This is a genomic window from Streptomyces sp. NPDC004667 (genome assembly GCF_040609475.1).
Lineage (GTDB): Bacteria > Actinomycetota > Actinomycetes > Streptomycetales > Streptomycetaceae > Streptomyces.
Window position 1 is genome coordinate 16,146 of record NZ_JBEXKC010000062.1, and the last position, 16,305, is coordinate 32,450.

Sequence of the window (16,305 nt, forward strand, 5' to 3'; positions counted from 1 at the left end):
GGTGCCGAGCCCCTTCGGATCCGGTACCGCCCAGCGGTCAAGACGACGGCGGTCCCGTTTCCGAGGAGCTGAACACCGGCCCCGCCGGGAGGGAGCACCCGTGCTCCCTCCCGGTCGACGCCCGAACGGAACAAGACGAAACGGGCCCCACGAACCTCCGGCCGGCGGCTGCCCCACCGGCGCCGCCGGCCGGAGCGTGGCCCCTCCACCACCCCACGCCCGAGTCCGCAGACGACACCCCGCAGACGAGGACCCGACCATGCAGCCACACGCCGGCGGCGACGCCCCCGCCCAGGCACCCGCCCCGACGCCCGCCCTCACGAGCCCGCACGCCACGGGGGCCGCGCCCGAGCCGGCGTACGCCATCAGCACACGCGGTCTGGTCAAGAGCTACCCGGGCCCGGACGGCACCACCACCCACGCCGTTCGCGGCCTGGACCTGGACGTCCGGCAAGGCGAAACCTTCGCCTTCCTCGGCCCCAACGGCGCGGGGAAGTCCACCACCATCGCCCTGCTGTGCGCCCTCGCCCGCCCCACCGCCGGAGAGGCCACGGTGGCCGGCGCCGACGTGCTCGGCCAACCGGACCAGGTGCGGCGACAGGTCGGCATGCTCTTCCAGCACAGCGCCCTGGACACGGACCTGACGGCCGAACAGAACCTCCACATCCACGCACGCCTCTACGGGATGAGCCGCCGCCACGCCCGCCGGCGCGCCACCGAGACCCTCGAAGCCGTCGGCCTGACCGACCGGCGACGCTCCCCGGTACGCACCCTCTCCGGCGGCATGCGCCGACGCCTGGAGCTCGCCCGCGGCCTGCTGCACGAACCCCGGATCCTGTTCCTCGACGAGCCGACCACCGGACTCGACCCCCACGCCCGCGCCCAGGTCTGGGAACACCTGCGCGCACTGCGCGACCGGCAGGGCACCACGCTCTTCGTCACCACCCACTACCTGGACGAGGCGGAGAACTGCGACCGCCTCGCCATCATCGACGCCGGCCGCCTGGTGGCACAGGGCACCCCCCTCGCGCTCAAGGCCGCGATCGGCGACGACCGGGTGGTCCTGCGCACCAGCGACGACCCGGCCGCACACCACGTCGTACGCCGGACCGCCCCGCCGGGCACCCTCACGACCCTCGACACCGAGGGGATCAGCCTGCGCGTGCCGGGCGGCAGCTCCTGGATCCCCCGCCTGTGCGCGGCCCTGGAAGCCCACGGCATCCCCGTCCGGGCCGCCTCCGCGACCCCGCCGACGCTCGACGACGTCTTCTTCCACCACACCGGCCGCAGCATCCACACCGCCCGCCCCCACCCCACGCCCGCCACCACCCAGCCGACCGGAACCACCCAGCCGCCCGGAACCACGGCGACGACCGGAACCACGGCGACGACCGGGGGGAGCCCGTGACCACACCCGCCCTCAAGAAGCCCGGAGCCCCGGACACCCCCGGCAGCCCCGACGCCGAGGCCCCCGCGCCGCCGCACCGCCTGCGCCGTGAACTGCGCGCCGTCCACGCTCTGGTCCACCGCGATCTGCTGCGCCTGTCCACCCAGCGCACCCACACCGCCCTGATGCTGATCCAGCCGGTGCTCTACCTCTTCATCCTCGGAGGCGGTCTGGCCGCCCTGATCCCCAACTCCACGCTCGGCGTCGGCTACCAGACCTACCTGTTCCCCGGCATGCTGATGATGACCGTCCAGACCCCGGCCATCATGGTCGGCATCCGCCTGATCACCGACCGCCAGAGCGGCTACCTGCGCGAACTGCTGATGGCCCCCGTACGCCGCTCCACCCTCCTCCTGGGCAGCTGCGCCGGAGGCACCACCGTCGCCGCCGTCCAGGGCGCCGTCCTGCTCGCCCTCGCCGGAGCGGTCGGCCTGCCCTACGATCCGCTCCTCCTGGCCCTGCTCCTCGCCGGCATGGTCCTGGCCTCCTTCACCATCACGGCCCTCTCCCTGGCCCTGGCCGTGACCCTGGGCCGCCCCGAGGTGTTCCACATGCTGCTCGGCCTGGTGATGATGCCGCTGCTGTTCCTCTCCGGCGGCTTCTTCCCACTGGAGAACCTGCCGGGCTGGGCCCGCTCACTGGCCGCCCTCAACCCCCTGGCCTACGGAGTGGACCTGCTCCGGCGCAGCATCACCCTCCGGGTACCCGACCGGGCGGCCGTGGCGGGCCTCGAATGGTTCGGCCAACAGCCCCCGCTCCTCCTCGAAGCGACGGCCCTCCTGGCGACCGGGGCCCTGGCCCTGCTCTGGGCCGCCCACCGCTTCAACCGCCCCGAATGACCCCGCGCCGCGCCGTGATCCCGACCGGTCAGGGCGTGGGCGAGGCCTCGGTGAGGGACATCCAGTCCCGGACCGCCATCCGGTGCGAACCGCTCGCCGTGCCCGTGGCCACCGCTTCCGCGTCCTCGACGGAGCACGGCGTTCCCCCGCGGGTCAGCAGGACCAGCGGCCATCGCGGACCCGCGTCGGCCGGTCCTCCGTCGAAGGCGGCCCAGTCCCAGGGCCCGTCGAACCGCCACGCCCGCCCGGCGGCGTCGGCGACCTCGTCGCCCGCCCGGAGCCAGGCGTACGGACGCATCAGCAGCTCGAAGGTGAAGGGGATCCCGTCGCCGGGATGGATGGGGTACCCCGTGCCGTCGAGATGACTTTCTTCCGGGAACTCGCGATAGGACAGGCCACGACGCAGCACGCTCACGGTCAGACGCGGGCGCGGCAGCCAGCCCGTCTCCGGCGGGGGGGGGGCGTGGTGGTCGACGGCCGTCACGTGCACCACGGTCGGCGGCACTCCGACCCGGCACGTGTCGCCCGCCCTCAGCTGCCCGGGCGGCGCTTCGGTCCGGAACAGTTCCGTCTCCACCTCGGGCGAGGTGCGCCCGTTCCCCTCCACCCCCAGAGCGACGATCCCGTTCCAGTGCAGGAATTCACTGCCGGTGTCGATCTCCCACCAGGGCCACCGCACCGACACGTGGTCCCACGTCACCCCCCGCTCGACTCGGGCAGGCGTGAAGGGACAGGCGACCGACAGCACGTCACCGACCCGGAGTTCCCCCACATCCATCATCCGGCCAGGGTAAACAGGTCGGAGGAGACCACGAACGGGCACCGCGGACCGTGCCGGTTCGACGAGCCCCTTCAGACCTTGTCGAGGTAGGTGAGCACCGCGCGGACGCGGCGGTTGGTGTCGTCGTCGTCCGTGACGCCGAGTTTGCCGAACAGGGAGGTCGTGTACTTGCTGATGGCGCCCTCGCTGAGGAAGAGGCGCCGCGCGATGGCGTGGTTGGACAGCCCCTCGGCCATCAGGCCCAGTACGGAGTACTCGCGTTCGGTGAGCCGCCCCAGGCCCCGGTCGGGGGCGCTGCCGGACAACAGCTTCGCGATCACGGCCGGGTCCATGGCGGTGCCGCCCTGCGCCACGCGCTCCAGGGAGCCGATGAACTGGTCGGCGTCGAACACGCTCTCCTTGAGGAGGTACCCGACACCTCCGGAGCCGTCCGCCAGCAGTTCGCGGGCGTACAGCTGCTCGACGTGCTGGGAGAGGATCAGGACCGGTAGGCCGGGGACCTCGGCGCGGGCGGTGAGGGCCGCGCGCAGGCCCTCGTCCGACTGGGTCGGAGGCATCCGGACGTCGACGACGGACACGTCCGGGCGGTGCGTCCGCAGTGCTTCGAGCGTCTCGGGCCCGGTGGCGGCCGTGGCCACCACCTCGTGCCCGAACGCCTCGATCAGGCGGACCAGCCCATCGCGCAGGAGGTACAGGTCTTCGGCTACGACTATTCGCATGGTACGGCCATCCTCACACGCGTCGGCCCGCCCGGGGGACTGCTGATCGCGAGCGTGCCGTCGAAGACGGCCAGGCGCCGGCGCAGGCCGGCGAGCCCGCCGCCGGGCCGCGCGTCGGCCCCGCCCCGGCCGTCGTCCTCGACCTCCACGACGATGCCCGTCTCGTCCCGTACGAGGGAGACGTGCGCCCGGCCGGCTCCGGCGTGCTTGACCGCGTTGGTGAGGAGCTCCGCGACGCCGAAGTAGAGGGCGGACTCGATCGGCGGGTCCAGGCGCAACGGGCCCGCGGCGCGGACGGCCACGTCCAGGGGGACGTCCAGCGCGAGCGCGCGGACGGCGTCGACGAGCCCCCGTTCGCTCAGGACGGGCGGGCTGATGCCCCGGATCAGTTCGCGGAGTTCGGTCAGCGAGGCGACGGCCCCCGCCCGCGCCTCCCGCATCAGCGCCTTGGCCTGCCCGGGGTCCCGGTCCATCAGCGCTTCGGCGGTGGCCAGACAGAGCCCGAGGGCCACGAGCCGGGCCTGAGCACCGTCGTGGAGGTCCCGTTCGATCCGGCGGATCTCCGCGGCCTGCGCGACGGTGGCGTCCGCGCGCTGGGAGGTCAGCTCGTCCACCCGCTCGGCCAGCACCATCGCCGGTGAGGGCCGCAGGAAACGGACGGCCACCCGGTGGAGGGACCGCCAGGCGAACGGGCCGCAGCCGACGGCCAGGACCAGGGCGCCCGCCCCGACGAGACGCGCGGCGGTTCCGGGCCGGGCGAACCCGAGGACAGCGACGGCCAGCGCGGCCGGCGGGAGGGCGGTCACCACCCCCGCGGTGAGCGGGGCGACGACGGCGAACCGGAGGTCACGCCAGGTGGCGGGGTCGCTCCACCACAGCCGCATCCGCTGGTCCATGACGGCGTCCCGGCGGCTGCGCTCGTAGCTGAAGCCGTTCCACCAGTACCCGGTGGACAACTGCATCACCGGCCCGGCCTCCAGGTACCCGGCGGGAATGTCGGTGCCGGCCCACCGCGCGACGAGGAACCGGACCGCCCGGCAGACGGTCCGCGACAGGGCGAGCGTGCCCGCGCACACGATCACGGCCGGCCCGATCCACGACCACGGGTGCTCCGCCCCGCACCACACCCCCAACCCCACGGCGGCGGCCCACACCACCGGCACGATCAGGCAGACGGCAGCGGCCGCACACGTCCGCCCGAACCCCACCCCGGCCCCCACCACCCATGAACCCACACGTCCCATGACTCCCCCTCACTCCTCGTTCGACACCCCCACTGTGCACCGCCCGGAGCCCACGAGGTCCCGGCCCGGCGGGGGAGTGGGCCTGGCCCCACCCCCCTGTGGGTCCAGGCCGATACCGGTCGCTACGGCCGCTCCGTAGCGTCGTGGCCATGGAAACCAACGCGAACACCACGACCACCGACCCGGACCTCCTCAACACCCCCGCCGCGCGGGCCGCCTTCGGCGCGACCCGGGCCGGCATCAAGATCTACGGCGCGCTCACCGCCGCCGCCCTCCTCGCGGTCATCGCGGTGGCGAGCACCGGCCACCTGGTGAACCCGTTCATGTGGATCCGCGCGATCCTGCTCCCCCTCATCGCGGTACTGCTCCACCGCCTGGCCGTCTCCGCCTCCCAGGGCTCCCGCCGGGCCTTCGAGCGCCTGCGCGGCATCTCGGCCGTCTTCCCGGTCGCGATCGTCGGTGTCGACCTGATCCCGGGCGTCTGCCCGTGGTGGTACGCGGCGGTGCAGGCGCTCTGCGTACTCCCGGTCATCCGCATCGCCTTCACGATGCGCGGCGCGCCCCTGCGGGCGGCGTTCCCGAAGACACGTTGAGCCGTGAGAAAAAGGTGACGTGATCTGTCACCTTTGGCATGCACGGTGGTGACATGGACAAAAACACCGACACGACCGCCCGGCACCTCGACCACAACACCCCCCTCGCCGACCGGATCGCACTCGTCGCCGGGGCGACCCGCGGCGCCGGACGTGCCCTCGCCGTCGAACTCGGCCGCGCCGGCGCCACGGTGTACGTCACCGGCCGCACCACCCGCGAGCACGTCAGCGAGGTAGGCCGGACCACGGAGACCATCGAGGAGACCGCGGAGCTCGTCACGGCGGCCGGCGGCACCGGCATCGCGGTGCCCACCGATCACCTGGACGAGGATCGGGTACGGGCCCTCGTCGGCCGGATCGACCGCGACCGGGGAAGGCTCGACATCCTCGTCAACGACCTGTGGGGCGGCGAGCACCTGACGGCCGGTTCCGTCTTCGGCAAGAAGAGCTGGGAGACACCGCTCGCCGACGGACTGCGCATCCTGGAACTCGGAGTGCGCTCGCACGTGATCACCGCGGCACTCGCCCTCCCGCTCCTGATCCGCTCGGACGCGCCGCTGCACGTGGAGGTCACCGACGGCACGGCGCGCTCCAACCGCCGCTACCGCGAGAACCTCTACTACGACCTCGCGAAGAACGCCCCCATCCGGATCGCCTTCGGACTGGGCCAGGAGCTGGCGGAGTACGGGGGCATGGCGGTGGCCGTCACACCGGGCTTCCTGCGCTCGGAGCAGATGCTCACCCACTTCGGCGTCACGGAGGAGAACTGGCGCGACGCCGTGGCGCAGGTGCCGGACTTCGCCATCGCCGAGTCCCCGTACTACCTCGCCCGCGCGGTCGCCGCCCTCGCCGCCGACCCGGCCCGGGCGGCCCGCTGGAACGGGAAGTCCGCCTCCAGCGGGGACCTCGCCAAGGCCTACGGCGTACGGGACCTGGACGGCAGCCGGCCCGACGCCTGGGCCTACTTCGAGGACGTCGTCTTCGGCGGCAAGGACGGCTCACCGGACGACTACCGCTGAACCTCCGGCTCCGCGCCGTACAGGGCGGCGAGGGCCTGCGCGTGCTCCCGGAAGCGTGCGCGCAGGCCCGGCGGAGCCAGTACCTCCACCTCCGCGCCCAGGCCGGTCAGCTGGGCGAAGGCGACGTCGTCCGACTCCACCGGCAGGTCGAGCGTGACGCGCCCGGCGGGGTCCGGCGCGGACGCCGACGCCAGCGCCTCGCCCACCCCCGCCGGATCCGCCACGGCGGGCAGCCGGCGCAGCCCCCGCTCCGTCAGACGTACGGTGACGGTCGCGCGCAGCAGCGCCCGGGCGAACCCGGCGGCGTGCTCCTGCCAGTGCGCGGCCAGGTCGAACGACGGTTCGCGGACGAACGGTTCATCGGCGCCGGGGGCCGGGGACAGCGCGGTGACACGGTCGACGCGGTAGGTACGCCAGGCGCCGCCCCGGCCCGGCCGCCCACCCGGGACACGGCCCACGACGTACCACACCCCCGCCTTCAGGACGAGCCCGTACGGCTCCAGCAACCGGATCACGCTCCGGGGCGCCGCGCCGTCCCGCCCGGGCCGCGCGTACGCCAGCTCGACCGCGCGGTCGGACCACACGGCGCGCGCCAGCTCCGGCAGCAACTCCGGCGCCGACGGCTCGCGGAACCAGGCCGGGGCGTCGAGGTGGAAGCGGCGCACCGACGACTCGGCCGCCGCACGCAGCGACGGGAGCAAGGTGGCCGACAGCTTCAGCCGGGCCGTGTCCGCGGGGCCCGACAGCCCGAGATCGCGCAGGGCCGCGGGCAGACCGGAGAGGTAGAGCGTCTCCGCCTCGGTGGGATGCAGCGTGGTCAGCCGGGTCCGGTGGCCCGGCGCCAGGTGGTAGCCGCCCGTGCGACCACGCTCGGACCGGACGGGAACGCCCGCCTCCTGCAGGGCCTGGGCGTCGCGGATCACCGTACGTTCGGAGACGCCCAGCTCCCGGGCGAGGGACGCGGCGGTCAGGCCGGGGCTCGACTGGAGGAGGAGGGCCATACGGATCAGGCGGGCAGCACGCATGCCCACAGCATCGCGGACCCGGCGCCCCGGACCCAGCGCGCCCGAGCGGTGGCCGCTGCGGAGGGGGAAGACGGGGGCACGGCGCGGGCACGCGCCCGGTCGCGCGAACCGGCCGTCACCCGGTGGTGTGAATGTCCTCGCGCGGGCCCGCGGGGGCGCTCGAAGCCGTGGTCCGAGGGGTGGTTCGTCCGGCCTACACTCCACGCACATGTCGCTATGGCTGCTCAACCACTACAGCACCACCACCCTGGCCGTCGTCGCCGTCGGCGGAACCGTCCTCCTCGCCGTCGCCGGCAGCGTGCTGCTGCGCCGTAGGTACCCGTCGCTGGCCAAGGGTGAGCACAACGACATGGTCGGCGTGACCCTGGGGATGTTCGGTGCGATCTACGGGATCATCCTCGCGTTCGTGATCGTCACCCTGTGGACGCAACTGGAGGACACCCAGACCATCGTCGCCTCCGAGGCCACCAACGCGGCGCTCATCACCCGTGACGCCGGCGCGTTCCCGGAAGCGGTGCGCGCCCGTCTCGATGCGGCCGTGAGCGGCTACGTCCACGCCGTCGTCGAGGACCAATGGCCCCTGATGCGTGCGGGAAACCCCAGCTACGGGGCCACGGAAGCCCATCTGCAGGACGCGTTCCGGGTGCTCCAGACGTACGAACCGCAAGGCCAGGCACAGCAGGTCTTCTACGAGCAGGCCGTCGGCCATCTCAACGACATCGCCTCCCAGCGCCGCGCCCGCATCACCATGGCCCGCCGGGAACTGCCCCCGCTGCTCCAGGCCCTGGCCTTCGGCGGAGCGCTGGTCCTGATCCCGCTCACGTTCCTCTACGGTCTGCGCAAGCTGAGGGTCCAGGTCCTGTTCGTCGCCTCGGTCGCCGGGCTCGTCGGCTTCAGCCTGCTGCTGGTCTTCGTCCTGGACCGCCCCTTCTCCGGGGACCTCAGCGTCAGCCCCGCCCCGTACCGGGAAGGAGCCCTGGCCCGGTACTGGACCCCGTGAACCGGCGACACGGCGCCCACCCGGCCCGAAGAGCGCGGCCCGCCCCTGCCCGCGACGGGGCAGCGGCCTGCGCGGCACCGGCGTGGCCGGCTTGACCCGTCGGGCCGCGGGCCGCAAAGTCGAGACGGGCACCAATCGGCCTCCGCCGCCCCCGCCCACTGGGCACGCGTGCGCATCGCCCGTCCGGCGACCCCGGGCGGCCCTGACCTCCGGGAGCGGTTGTGCCGATGGTCGTCGACCTGGTCGTGATCGGTACGGCCATCACCCTCGGACCGCTGCACAACAGCGGTTTCATCCTGCTGCTCGCGTCGCGCCGAGGTGTGCGCAAGGGCCTCGCCTTCCTGCTGTCCTGGCTGGCCAACCTGGTCGCCGTGGTCGCCTGCGTCGTGCTCCTGACCGGCGGGACGCCACCCGTTCACCACAGCACGCCGTCAACCGCCGCGGTCGCCGCCAAACTGGCCATCGGCGTCGGCCTGGTGCTGTTCGGCGGCTACCGGCTCCGGCGGCCGCCCCGCCCGCGCCGGCCACCGAGCTGGACGGCCCGCGTGGACAACGCCTCACTCGGCACCGCCGCCGCGCTCGCCTGGCTGCTCCAGCCGTGGGCCCTGGTCGGCGCCGGCGCGGCCACGGTCGTCGACGCCGACCTCTCCTCCTTGTCCGACTGGCTCGCCCTGACCGGCTACTGCCTGCTGGCCACCCTCAGCCTCCTGGTCATGGAGCTGTACACCGTCTGGGCGCCGGACGCCGCCCAGACCCGGCTGCACGCTCTGCGGACCTGGCTGGAGCACCACCAGGACCAGCTGATCGTCACCCTCTCCCTGCTGGCCGGAGTCTGGCTGACCGCGAGCGCCATCTTGGCGCTCGTCACCTGACGACACACCCTTCGCCGGCCGGAATGGCGCGGTGTTGAAACGGGCCTGCTCCGGCAGCGCGGAAGGACACGCGTCGGGCCTGTCACTTCCATGCGCGAAACGCAAGCGGTGCAGCCGAGTGTGTGTGATCATCTCACTTTCGCGCGATATTCCGCCCACACCTTGGGTGATTTCAAAGAATCCGATCCGTCCGCACGCTGATAGTTTCCTGGCGTTGACGTTCCGGCCTTCGGGCATTCGGGCGTTCCGACAGGCCGAAAGCGCGGGGGAGCGCACACGGTCCACGCCCGCTCGGGGAATCCCGGAACCACGTCCGCGTACGCCCGGCCACGAACCGGGGGCCGGACACGGGGGGAACGGCGGGCGGGAGTCCGGACCGGTTCCACGGGCCCGCGCGGCGCCTGCCGGACGGCCCGCCCCGCACCTCCCAGGAGCCCCCGTGTCTTCCGCGCCGTCCGCCCGGCCCTACGCCGCCCACCCCCACCTCCACGGCGACCTGCTGGTCTTCACCGCCGACGGCGAGGTGTGGGGCGTTCCCGTCTCCGGCGGCCCCGCCAGGCGGCTCACCTCGGACCGGGCCCGCGCCGCCCACCCCAGAATCTCACCGGACGGCACCCTCCTGGCCTGGACCTCGCACCGCGACGGCCTACCGGAGGCCTACGTCGCCCCCGTCGACGGCGGACCCCCGCGCAGGCTCACCCACTTCGGCCACGCCCGCACCCGGGTCGCGGGCTGGACCCCGCGCGGCGAGGTGCTGGTCCTCACCGCCCAGCACACCCACTCTCCGCTCGCCACCTGGGCCTGGGCCGTCGCCCCGGACGGCGGCCCCCCGCGTCGCCTGCCGTACGGGCCGGTCGGTGACCTGGCCGTCGGGCCGGAGGGGGAAGTGCTGCTGCGCAGCGTCACGATGTTCCCGCAAGCCGCCCACTGGAAGCGCTACCGCGGCGGTGCCGTGGGCCGGTTGTGGCTGGCACGCCCCGGAGCCGGTCCGCACGACACCGAGGCCGGTGCGGACCTCCGGTTCGAGCCCGTCGTGCCCGCGGGACACGGCGACCGCGAAGCCGACCTCGAATGCCCGATGTGGTTCGCCTCGCCGTCCGGGACGGGGCGCCGCATCGGCTGGCTGAGCGATGCCGGAGGAGGCCGCGCCCGGCTGTGGTCGAGCCCGCAGGACGGCTCCGACCCGCGCCCGCACACCCCCGACGGCGTGCACCCGGGCTTCGCGGCGCGCAATGCCGCCACCGACGGGACACGGGTCGTGTACCAGAGCGGCGGTGACCTGTGGCTGCTGGCGGACACCGCGTACGGCACCGAGCCGGTCAGGGTCGACATACGCCTGACCGGGGCCCGCCCGGGGCGGGCCCCGTACCGGGTGTCGGGCACGCGGTGGTCGGGCGACTTCGCGGGGGTGCACGGCGCCCCGGGCTGCCTGCTGGAGGTACGCGGCACGGTCCATCTCCTGCCCGACGCCGACGCCGACGCCGACGCCGAGGCCGATGCCGACGGTCATGACGCGGACGGCGGCCACCACGCGGTCGGCGACGGCGACGGCGACGGCAAGGGAGTCCCGCCCCTCCTGCTGTCGCACCGCCCCGGCGTACGGTGCCGGATGCCGAGGGCCCTCGGGGCGACGGGCCGGATCGCCTGGGTGTCGGACGTCGCGGGCCGCGACGCCCTGGAGATCCTGGACCCGGCAGTGGACCCGGCCGTGGACCCGACCCCGCACTCCGCCCCCGCCCCAGACCCCGCCCGTCCCTCCCCGCCCCGCGTCCTCGCGGCCGGACGCCTGGGCCGGGTCATGGAATGGCGTGCCTGCGAGCGCGGCAGGTCCCTGGCCGTCGCCTCCCACGACGGCCGCGTCCTCGTCGTGGACGCCGCCACGGGCGCGGTCACCGAACTCGACCGCAGCGCGCACGAGGAGGTCTCCGGGCTGGCCTTCTCCCCGGACGGGAAGTGGCTCGCCTGGTCCCACCCCCGCCCCGAAGGCCTGCGGCAGATCCGGCTCGCCCCGATCGGGGGCGGCCCCGTCGTGGAGGCGACCGACGGGCGGTTCCGTGACGAGTCGCCCGCCTTCACCCCCGACGGCGCCCACCTCGCGTTCGTGTCGGACCGGGTGTTCGACCCGGAGTACGAGACACACGTCCTGGACCTGGCGTTCCTCGCCGCCAAGCGCCCCCACCTGCTGACCCTCGGCGCCGACACCCCCTCCCCTCTCCTGGAGCCCCTCCCGCTCCCCGCACCGACCGCCGCCGCCCCCGCCCCGACCGTGGTCGATCCCGTGGGCCTGGGGGACCGGATCGTCGCCTTCCCGGTGCGGGCCGCCGAGTACGGCCGGCTGACGGCCGCGCGCGGAGCCCTCCTGTGGATCCGCACACCGGCCGTCGGCACCCTCGGCGACCGCTGGACGGGTACGGCGGCGCCTCCTCCGCGCCCCCGCCTCGAACGCTGGGACCTGGGCACCCGCACCCTCACCACGGTCCGCGAAGGCGTCGACGCGTACGAGGTGACCGGCGCGGGCGGCCACGTACTGGTGCGCGACGGCTCCGACCTGCTCGTCCGCCCCCTCGGCCCCGAAACGGCCGGCGGAGCGGGGGAGCGGCCGGTGCAGCTCGGGCGGGTGACGGTCACCGTCGACCCGGCGGCCGAGTGGGCGCAGGCCTTCGCCGAGGACGAGCGGCTGATGCGGGACAACGTCTGGCGCGCCGACCTCCCGGAACTCGACGACGGCGGGCCCTGGGCCCGCTACCGGCCACTGCTCGAACGCATCGGCGACGCCACCGAGTTCGCGGACCTGCTCTGGGAGACGCACGGTGACCTGGGCTGCTCGCACGCCTACGTCTGGCCGCGCACCGACGCGGCCGCGGCCGCCCGGCCCGGACTCCTCGGCGCCGACCTCGCGCCCGATCCCGGCGGGACGTGGCGGATCGAGCGGATCGTGCCGGGCGAGAGCTCGGCCCCGGCGGCCCGGTCGCCCCTGGCCGCCCCGGGGACGGGGGTGCGCGCCGGAGACGCCCTGCTGGCCGTGGACGGCCGTCCCGTGGACCCGGCCGCCGGACCCGCGCCCCTGCTGTGGGGGAGCGCCGACCGCCCGGTCGAACTGACGGTACGACCGGCTTCCGGAGGCCCCGACCGCCGGATCGTCGTCGTACCACTGGCCTGCGAAACCGCCCTGCGCTACCACGACCTGGTCCGTACCCGACGGGCGCGCGTACGGGAAGGGAGCCGGGGCCGGCTCGGCTACGTGCACGTACCCGACATGATGGCGACCGGCTGGGCCCAGCTGCACCGCGACCTGCGGGCCGAGGCGGGCGCGGACGGGCTGCTCGTCGACTTTCGGGGCAACAGCGGCGGCCACCTCTCGGCGATGGTCCTCGAACGCCTCGCGCGCCGTCCGGTGGGATGGCAGCTGCGGCGCGGCAGCACACCGGAGTCCTACCCGCCCCTGGCCGCCCGCGGCCCCCTGGTCTTCCTCGCCGACGAACTGTCCGGCTCCGACGGCGACAACGCGATCGCGGCGGTGCGCGCGAGGGGCCTCGGCCCCGTGGTGGGCACGCGGACCTGGGGCGGCGTCCGGGGCATGGAGGTGGCCCACGGGCTGGTCGACGGCACGCGCCTGGTCCATCCCCGGGGTGCCTTCTGGTTCGTCCACGGCGGATGGGAGCTGGAGAACCGGGGAGTCGAACCGGACATCGCGGTGGTCGTCGCCCCGCACGACCGGGCGGCCGGTGCCGATCCGCAACTGGACACGGCCATCGCCGTGGCGCTGGCGGCCGTGGACCGGACCCCGCCCCTGCGCGCGCCCGAACCCCCGGCAGCCGGGCCGGGGGCCTGAACACACCCCCGGCCGGGCCTCCGTCAGAGGCGTACCGGCCCCCCGCCGGCGCCCAGGGCCGTCAGCGCCGCGCGGGCCGCCGACTCCCCCTCGGCGTAGGCGTGTGCCGCGGCCTCCCGCACCGCGTCGGTCAACTGGCGTACGGCGTCCTCGGTGCGGCCCATGCCGGCCAGCGCCTCCCCGCTCAGCGTCCGCAGCACCACGCGCCGGGGCGCCGAGACGGGCGGCGCGGCCAGGGCCAGTCCGTTGGAGGCGTGTTCGGCGGCCTCCGGGTAGGCGCCGGTGCTCACGAAGTGCCGGGCGAGGTGCAGGTGGGCCAGGGTGACCGTCTCGGCGGGGGCACCGCGTTCCGCGAGTACGAGGGCCCGCGCGAGCTGCTCCCGGGCCTGCTCGTGCCGGCCGTGCCCGCCCAGGGCGGCGGCCAGGTTGATCCGGGCGACGGCCTCACCGGCCGTGTCCCCCGCGAGGGCGGCGAGTGCCGGGGCGCGTTCGAGGTGGGTCAGTGCCTCCTCGGGCCTGCCCTCCTCGATCAGGACCCACCCGAGCAGCGCGCGGGCACGGGACTGGGCGCCGGGCTCGCCGGCCTCCTCCGCCGAGCGCAGACCCAGTTCAAGCAGGGGCGTCCAGCCGTCCCGGGACTGCCACAGGACGAGCGGCCACTGAAGGAGGACCAGCCGCCAGGCGTGGGAGTGCAACCTCGCGTCGACCGCCGTGGCGACGGCCCCGCGCAGGGTGTCGCGTTCGGCCGCGTACCAGGCCAGCGCGTCAGCGCGGTCGCCGAAGCGGCGCACGCCCGCGGCCCGGCCCGTCCCGGCCGGCAGCGTGCAGCAGGGCTCGCTGCCGGGCTCGGCCGCCGCGGCCGCGGCGAGCAGGGTGTGCAGCCAGTGGTCCAGGAGCCGGGCCGTCGCACGCGGATCGGCGACCGGGGAGTCGGTGCGCGCGAAGAGCCGTACGAGGTCGTGCACCGCGTACGACTCGGGCCCGGTGGGGGTGAGCAGATGGGCGGCGGCCAGCCGGTCCAGGGCCGAGGCCGCCTGCCGGGGCGAGCACCCGGCGAGGGCGGCGGCCGTCCCCGTGTCCAGGGTGCCCCCGGTGTGCACGCCGAGGGACCGGAACATGCGACGGGCCGGATCGGGCAGGTGGTGGACCGTCAGCCCGAGGGCCGCCGCGACCCCCGTGTCCTCCAGGTCCAGCAGCTCCAGTCGCTGCTGCTCGTCCGCCAGCTCGTCGGCGAGGCGGCCCAGACCGGTGTGCGGGCGGGTGGCGATGCGGGCCGCGGCGACCCGTAGGGCCAGGGGCAGCCCCTCGCACAGCCGCACGAGACGGGCCGCCGGCTCGGGCTCGGCCCGGACGGGTTCCTCGCCCAGGACCGCCGCGAGCAGGGCCAGTGACTCGTCGGTGGGCAGCGCGGCCAGCGGCAGCGGTCGGGCCGCGTCCGAGGCGACCAGGCCGTCGAGCCGGTCGCGGCTGGTGACGAGCGTGACACAGTGCTCACCGCCCGGCAGGAGGGGGCGGACCTGCCGCGAACCGCGCGCGTTGTCCAGGACGACCAGCAGACGGCGCCCCGCCGTCAGCGCACGGTAGCGGGCGGCCATGCCGTCCGGGGTCTGCGGTATGCCGTCGGCCGGGACACCGAGGGCGAGCAGGAACTCGCGCAGGACGGAGGTGGTGTCGCGGGCCGGAGCGGGGCTGTAGCCGCGCAGGTCCACGAAGAGCAGCCCGTCGGGGAAGTCGCTCCGGCGCCGGTGCGCCCAGTGCACCGCCAGTGCCGTCTTTCCCGTCCCGGCGCCGCCGATGATCGTCGCGAGCGGACCGGGAAGGCCGGCCGTGGCCCGGTCCAGCGCCGCCAGCTCGCCCGCGCGCCCCGCGAATCCCCGGGTCCGGCGCGGGAGCAGGTCCGCGACTGCGACGGGGTCCGCGACTGCGTCGGGCGGCGTCGGGCGTGTGAGTACGGCGCCGGGGAGCCGACGGCGGGCGGTGCCCCCGGCGGTCGTCGTGCCGGCGGCATCCCCCGTATCCACGGCGCCGCCGACGTGAAGCCCTCCCGTGGCGACGGCGCCGGTGCCGTGCGGATGGCTCTCGTCCGGCGTGGCGCTGACGGCGTCCGCCTCGCCGCCCGGCAGGGCGGAGTACGCGTGGACGAGGGCCGGGCCGGGCTCGGCCCCGGACCGTTGCGCGAGCAGCGCGCGGGTACGGAGGAACAGCTCGCGCGCCTCCGTCGCCCGGCCGGCCCGGGCCAGGGCGCCCATCAGGGCCGCGGCCAGCTGCTCGCGCAACGGGTGCGCCGCGGCCGCGGCCCGGAGCACCGACACGGCGGAGGCGTGGTCGCCGAGCCGCGCACGGGACTCCGCCAACTCCTGTACGGCGGTCAGTCTCAGTTCCTCCAGGGCGTGCGCCGCACTGCCCAGAGCGCGTGTCGCCGCCGTCCCCTGCAGGGCGGTCCCGCGCCACAGCGCGAGCGCGTCGTGCAGCAGGGCCGCCGTCTCCTCGGGTTCCGTCCGGGTCCGCGCGAGACGGAGCAGCTCGCCGAAGCGGTGGGCGTCGAGCCGTTCCGGGGGCACGCGCAGCAGGTACGCCGTGCCCAGGGTGACGAGTTCGACGCCGTACGCCTGCGCCCGGTGCGTGGCGAACAGCCCGCGCAACCGGGAGATGTGCCCGTGCAGCACCGTACGGGCGTGCCGCGGCGGCTCGTTGTCCCAGAGGGCCTGGGCGAGCCGGTCGACCGTGACGGTGGTGTTGGCGTGCACCAGGAGCACGGCCAGCACACTGCGCCGTTTGGCGGGGCCGAGCGGGAGGTCCTCCCCGCCCTCCGTCGCCACGGCGACCTCCCCGAGAACCCGGAACTCCATGCGGACAACCCCTCCGTCGATCCGTTCGCGCGCCGCGGCCGTCCCGGCCGGCGGCGGCCGTGTGCCGGGCGTACCGCTATCGCTC

At 75.0% G+C, this 16,305-nt stretch carries 12 protein-coding genes; 7 read left to right on the forward strand and 5 right to left on the reverse strand.

The window, feature by feature from the left end:
- Window positions 1-259: 259 nt before the first annotated feature.
- Window positions 260-1,408 (forward strand): ATP-binding cassette domain-containing protein, encoded by a 1,149-nt coding sequence (locus tag ABZW32_RS28285; RefSeq protein ID WP_356220960.1) that lies wholly within the window; start codon window positions 260-262, stop codon window positions 1,406-1,408.
- A gap of 80 nt (window positions 1,409-1,488) precedes the next feature.
- A complete protein-coding gene (locus ABZW32_RS28290) occupies window positions 1,489-2,286 on the forward strand; it encodes an ABC transporter permease (protein WP_356221014.1) in 798 nt (265 codons plus the stop codon).
- A gap of 28 nt (window positions 2,287-2,314) precedes the next feature.
- On the opposite strand, the gene ABZW32_RS28295 is transcribed toward ABZW32_RS28290, so the two are convergent.
- From ABZW32_RS28295 to ABZW32_RS28305, 3 genes are all read right to left on the reverse strand, one after another.
- Window positions 2,315-3,067 (reverse strand): hypothetical protein, encoded by a 753-nt coding sequence (locus ABZW32_RS28295; protein WP_356220963.1) that lies wholly within the window; start codon window positions 3,065-3,067, stop codon window positions 2,315-2,317.
- A 71-nt stretch (window positions 3,068-3,138) separates the two neighbouring features.
- Window positions 3,139-3,786, reverse strand: coding sequence for a response regulator transcription factor (locus ABZW32_RS28300; protein WP_356220965.1), 648 nt, complete (start codon window positions 3,784-3,786; stop codon window positions 3,139-3,141).
- Window positions 3,777-5,030, reverse strand: a complete 1,254-nt coding sequence (locus ABZW32_RS28305; RefSeq protein WP_356220968.1) for a sensor histidine kinase — start codon at window positions 5,028-5,030, stop codon at window positions 3,777-3,779. The genes ABZW32_RS28300 and ABZW32_RS28305 overlap by 10 nt, the downstream gene beginning before the upstream one ends.
- Window positions 5,031-5,179: 149 nt before the next feature.
- Here ABZW32_RS28305 and ABZW32_RS28310 point away from each other — a divergent pair, with 149 nt between their 5' ends.
- Window positions 5,180-5,623: a hypothetical protein gene (locus tag ABZW32_RS28310; RefSeq protein ID WP_356220970.1), complete on the forward strand. Its 444-nt coding sequence runs from the start codon at window positions 5,180-5,182 to the stop codon at window positions 5,621-5,623.
- Window positions 5,624-5,676: 53 nt separating this feature from the next.
- Complete coding sequence (locus ABZW32_RS28315) at window positions 5,677-6,642, forward strand: SDR family oxidoreductase (protein WP_356220972.1); 966 nt, start codon at window positions 5,677-5,679, stop codon at window positions 6,640-6,642.
- Here ABZW32_RS28315 and ABZW32_RS28320 read toward each other — a convergent pair.
- Entirely contained in the window at window positions 6,633-7,667 is a 1,035-nt protein-coding gene (locus ABZW32_RS28320; RefSeq protein WP_356220975.1) for a WYL domain-containing protein, read from the reverse strand. The genes ABZW32_RS28315 and ABZW32_RS28320 overlap by 10 nt on opposite strands.
- Window positions 7,668-7,875: 208 nt before the next feature.
- On the opposite strand from ABZW32_RS28320, the gene ABZW32_RS28325 reads away from it, so the two are divergent.
- The 3 genes from ABZW32_RS28325 to ABZW32_RS28335 all read left to right on the forward strand — a co-directional run bounded on the left by ABZW32_RS28325 (window position 7,876) and on the right by ABZW32_RS28335 (window position 13,371).
- The gene (locus tag ABZW32_RS28325) at window positions 7,876-8,667 is read left to right on the forward strand and encodes a DUF4239 domain-containing protein (RefSeq protein WP_356220977.1); all 792 of its coding nucleotides are present in this window, start codon (window positions 7,876-7,878) and stop codon (window positions 8,665-8,667) included.
- A gap of 227 nt (window positions 8,668-8,894) precedes the next feature.
- Complete coding sequence (locus tag ABZW32_RS28330; protein WP_356221016.1) at window positions 8,895-9,539, forward strand: GAP family protein; 645 nt, start codon at window positions 8,895-8,897, stop codon at window positions 9,537-9,539.
- Window positions 9,540-9,978: 439 nt separating this feature from the next.
- A complete protein-coding gene (locus ABZW32_RS28335; RefSeq protein ID WP_356220980.1) occupies window positions 9,979-13,371 on the forward strand; it encodes a PDZ domain-containing protein in 3,393 nt (1,130 codons plus the stop codon).
- Window positions 13,372-13,394: 23 nt separating this feature from the next.
- Here the strand turns inward: ABZW32_RS28335 and ABZW32_RS28340 are convergent, their stop codons facing one another.
- Window positions 13,395-16,220, reverse strand: a complete 2,826-nt coding sequence (locus ABZW32_RS28340) for a BTAD domain-containing putative transcriptional regulator (protein WP_356220982.1) — start codon at window positions 16,218-16,220, stop codon at window positions 13,395-13,397.
- Window positions 16,221-16,305 lie beyond the last annotated feature (85 nt).

Excerpts from the sequence above, each read along its gene's own strand:
- ABZW32_RS28315 (WP_356220972.1), top strand. The coding sequence starts at position 5,677 with ATGGACAAAAACACCGACACGACCGCCCGGCACCTCGACCACAACACC.
- ABZW32_RS28340 (WP_356220982.1), bottom strand. The coding sequence starts at position 16,220 with ATGGAGTTCCGGGTTCTCGGGGAGGTCGCCGTGGCGACGGAGGGCGGG.
- ABZW32_RS28310 (WP_356220970.1), top strand. The coding sequence starts at position 5,180 with ATGGAAACCAACGCGAACACCACGACCACCGACCCGGACCTCCTCAAC.
- ABZW32_RS28300 (WP_356220965.1), bottom strand. The coding sequence starts at position 3,786 with ATGCGAATAGTCGTAGCCGAAGACCTGTACCTCCTGCGCGATGGGCTG.
- ABZW32_RS28330 (WP_356221016.1), top strand. The coding sequence starts at position 8,895 with ATGGTCGTCGACCTGGTCGTGATCGGTACGGCCATCACCCTCGGACCG.
- ABZW32_RS28285 (WP_356220960.1), top strand. The coding sequence starts at position 260 with ATGCAGCCACACGCCGGCGGCGACGCCCCCGCCCAGGCACCCGCCCCG.
- ABZW32_RS28320 (WP_356220975.1), bottom strand. The coding sequence starts at position 7,667 with ATGCGTGCTGCCCGCCTGATCCGTATGGCCCTCCTCCTCCAGTCGAGC.
- ABZW32_RS28325 (WP_356220977.1), top strand. The coding sequence starts at position 7,876 with ATGTCGCTATGGCTGCTCAACCACTACAGCACCACCACCCTGGCCGTC.
- ABZW32_RS28295 (WP_356220963.1), bottom strand. The coding sequence starts at position 3,067 with ATGATGGATGTGGGGGAACTCCGGGTCGGTGACGTGCTGTCGGTCGCC.
- ABZW32_RS28305 (WP_356220968.1), bottom strand. The coding sequence starts at position 5,030 with ATGGGACGTGTGGGTTCATGGGTGGTGGGGGCCGGGGTGGGGTTCGGG.